At 32.1% G+C, this 3,049-nt stretch carries 5 protein-coding genes; all 5 read left to right on the top strand.

The genetic code is table 11. The features are described 5' to 3' along the window. Positions 1-359 (top strand): peptide-methionine (R)-S-oxide reductase MsrB (gene msrB / locus L6Q46_RS13365; RefSeq protein WP_291284721.1); only part of this gene is annotated, 359 nt, incomplete at its 5' end. Positions 360-363: 4 nt separating this feature from the next. Then, the gene (locus L6Q46_RS13370; protein WP_291284722.1) at positions 364-852 is read left to right on the top strand and encodes a DinB family protein; all 489 of its coding nucleotides are present in this window, start codon (positions 364-366) and stop codon (positions 850-852) included. Then, positions 840-1,514: an NRDE family protein gene (locus tag L6Q46_RS13375; protein WP_291284723.1), complete on the top strand. Its 675-nt coding sequence runs from the start codon at positions 840-842 to the stop codon at positions 1,512-1,514. Before L6Q46_RS13370 ends, L6Q46_RS13375 begins: the two co-directional genes overlap by 13 nt. 1 nt (position 1,515) lies before the next feature. Next, on the top strand, positions 1,516-2,556 hold the full coding sequence (locus tag L6Q46_RS13380; protein ID WP_291284724.1) for a D-alanine--D-alanine ligase: 1,041 nt from the start codon (positions 1,516-1,518) through the stop codon (positions 2,554-2,556). Between the two features lie 228 nt (positions 2,557-2,784). Beyond that, the coding region (locus L6Q46_RS13385) for a hypothetical protein (RefSeq protein WP_291284725.1) at positions 2,785-3,049 on the top strand (265 nt) is incomplete at its 3' end.

A 3,049-nucleotide genomic window follows, 5' to 3' on the forward strand; every position in this document is an offset into this window, starting at 1 on the left:
AGCTTACACCTGAGCAATATGAAGTTTTAAGAAACAAAGGAACCGAAAGAGCCTTTACGGGAGAATATTGGGATCATTTTGAAAAAGGAAAATACGTTTGTGCTGCTTGTGGAAATGATTTATTTACTTCTGACACTAAATTTGATTCGCACTGTGGTTGGCCATCATTTGATAAATCAATAAAAGGCTCAGTTGTATACAAACAAGATTTGAGCTACGGAATGGTTAGAACGGAAGTCTTATGTGCCAAATGTGATGGCCATTTAGGTCATATTTTTGATGATGGACCAAAAGAAACTACTGGTCAACGCTATTGTATGAATTCGGTTTCTATAAAATTTGTTCCAGAAACAAAGTAAAGGCATGCTGATACAAAGTTTAAGAAATAATCTCTCTGAAAACATTAACCTTCTTCATCAATTAACTAATGAAGAAATAACATTGTCGTTCCCAGAATTGGGCAATGCTACGATTGGTGAGCACATGCGCCATAGTATTGAACTTTTGGGTTCACTCTTGGATAATTATGAAAATGGTCTTATCAATTATGATAAACGAAAAAGAGATATAATGCTTCAAACCGATAAAACAGAAGCCATAAAAATCTTAGAAAAATATTGTTTTGAACTTGATAAACCAAACAAACAATTATCACTAGTACACAATTGTTTCAGTGATAAAGAAATGCTTGAAACCAACTACTTTAGAGAATTACTTTACAATTTAGAACACTGCATTCATCATCAAGCTTTGATAAAAGTAGCGTTACATAGTTTGCCTCACATTAGAATATCCGATTCTTTCGGAGTAGCGCCTTCAACACTAGAATATCGCAAACAATGTGCACAGTAACGTATATTCCAACTCCTGAAGGTTGTATAATTACATCCAACAGAGATGAAAAAATTACTCGCGAAAAAGCACTTTCGCCACAAGAATATTTAATTGATGGAAAAAAGATAATCTTCCCAAAAGATCCAAAAGCTGGTGGAACTTGGGTAGCGCACAATGATACTAAAATAATTGTTCTTCTTAACGGAGCACAAAAAAAACACATTCCAAAATTAAAATACAGAAAAAGTAGAGGTTTGATTGTCTTAGATTTGATGACAGCCGAAAACACTGTCGATTATTGGAAAACAATTGATTTATCAGATATTGAACCGTTCACAATTGTATTAGTTGAAAATAATAAACTGACGCAATTGCAATGGAATGAAGTTGAAAAAAGTACAACAGAATTCGATACGAAGCAATTTCATATTTGGTCCTCTTCTACCCTCTATTCAAAAGAAATAAGAGAGCAAAGAAAAACATGGTTTACAAATTTTATAAAAGGAAACAACAATCCGACGCCAAAAGAAATTTTACATTTTCATCAATTTACAGAATCAGAAAATAAAGAATTTGGCTTACAGATTAATCGCAACGATGTATTGAAAACCATTAGCATAACGCAATGCAAAGTAACTAACGATTCAATAAAAATGGAGTATCTTGATTTATTCGAATAAAATGACAAAACTGAATCTTTTCCTACATAAGTTAACCCATTGGGAATATTGGCCATATCAAGTAGTGTATTTGCCTGTTTATTTCCAATACTTGTATTATGTGATTAGAACACGATCATTTTTTTTCTTTAATGCTTCAAATCCAACAATTAAAAACGGAGGATTTTTTATGGAATCGAAAAAAGAGATTTACGATTTGATTCCGCCACAATATTATCCAAAAACTATTTTAGTTAGCCCAAATGAAAATTTAGAAGTTATTTTAGAAAGAATTAACTCCGAAAATATTCAATTCCCATTAATTGCAAAACCCGATATTGGTTTAAGAGGAACAGCTGTAAAAAAAATCCACAACACAGAAGAACTAGAAAATTATCTCAAAAAAGCAAAATTTGCTATTTTAATACAAGATTTGATTCCGTACGAAAATGAAATCGGACTTTTCTACGTAAAATTACCAAACCAACCAGGAAAAATAACCGGAATTGTATCCAAAGAATTCATAATACTAACCGGAAACGGAAAAAACACCCTTCGCGAATTACTTCATCAAGACAAACGCTATCTACTACAATTAGAAGTACTTGAAGAAGAATACAAAGACAAACTAAACACAATTTTAAACGAAGGACAAACCATAAATTTGGTTCCTTACGGAAATCATTGTCGCGGAACAAAATTCGTCGATGCTAGTCACGAAACCACCTCAGAAATGATGGAAAGTTTCAATACCATTTGTAGTCAAATCAGTGGTTTTCATTTCGGAAGAATGGACATTATGTACCATTCTTATGAAGATTTAGCAAAAGGCAAAAACTTCCAAATCGTAGAAATCAACGGTGCCATCAGTGAGCCCACACACATGTACGACCCAAAACACTCACTCTTATTCGGCTGGAAAGAACTCACTCGTCATTTTCATTACATGTATTTAATAAGTAAAAACAACCATAAAAATGGTGCAAAATACTTGACATTTAAAGAAGGTGTTCAAGAATTTAAAAATCACCACAAACATTACGATACTATTCTTGAGTTTTAGGGCGTTCCCACAAGGGTCGGGCTATCCGCACTCGCTTTACTTAAAATCCTGAGGTATTTTAAGTAAGAGCTCAAACAAATGCTCCACACGAGCTTGCGACTGACGAAGTAATCCCTAACGCGGAATTCGTCTTCAGTTGAAGTATATTAAAAATTATTTTTAAATTGCTGAAAAATTAAAAAAGCACGCGAGAGAATTCACGCGTGAGCTAAGAGTAAAGCTAATTAAATGACAATAAACAAATACCTTATTTTATCATCAATCTTACTGGTTATAGGTTGTAATAAAAAAATAAATTATAATATAATTAATAAACCTATTTATAAAAATTTTGAAAAAAAAGTCAAAATTTCATATTCACAGTATGGCAAGTATGCTCCTTTTACATTTAAGGAATACTATGGAGATAGTAAAGCCGAAATTGATTTGTATGTAAATTATAAGAATAAAGTATTAGACTCAATTAATTTATTAAAAAATAAAGAGTGGATTA

The sequence above is a fragment of the Flavobacterium sp. genome (assembly GCF_023151265.1).
GTDB lineage: Bacteria > Bacteroidota > Bacteroidia > Flavobacteriales > Flavobacteriaceae > Flavobacterium.

Excerpts from the sequence above, each read along its gene's own strand:
- L6Q46_RS13370 (WP_291284722.1), top strand. The coding sequence starts at position 364 with ATGCTGATACAAAGTTTAAGAAATAATCTCTCTGAAAACATTAACCTT.
- L6Q46_RS13375 (WP_291284723.1), top strand. The coding sequence starts at position 840 with ATGTGCACAGTAACGTATATTCCAACTCCTGAAGGTTGTATAATTACA.
- L6Q46_RS13380 (WP_291284724.1), top strand. The coding sequence starts at position 1,516 with ATGACAAAACTGAATCTTTTCCTACATAAGTTAACCCATTGGGAATAT.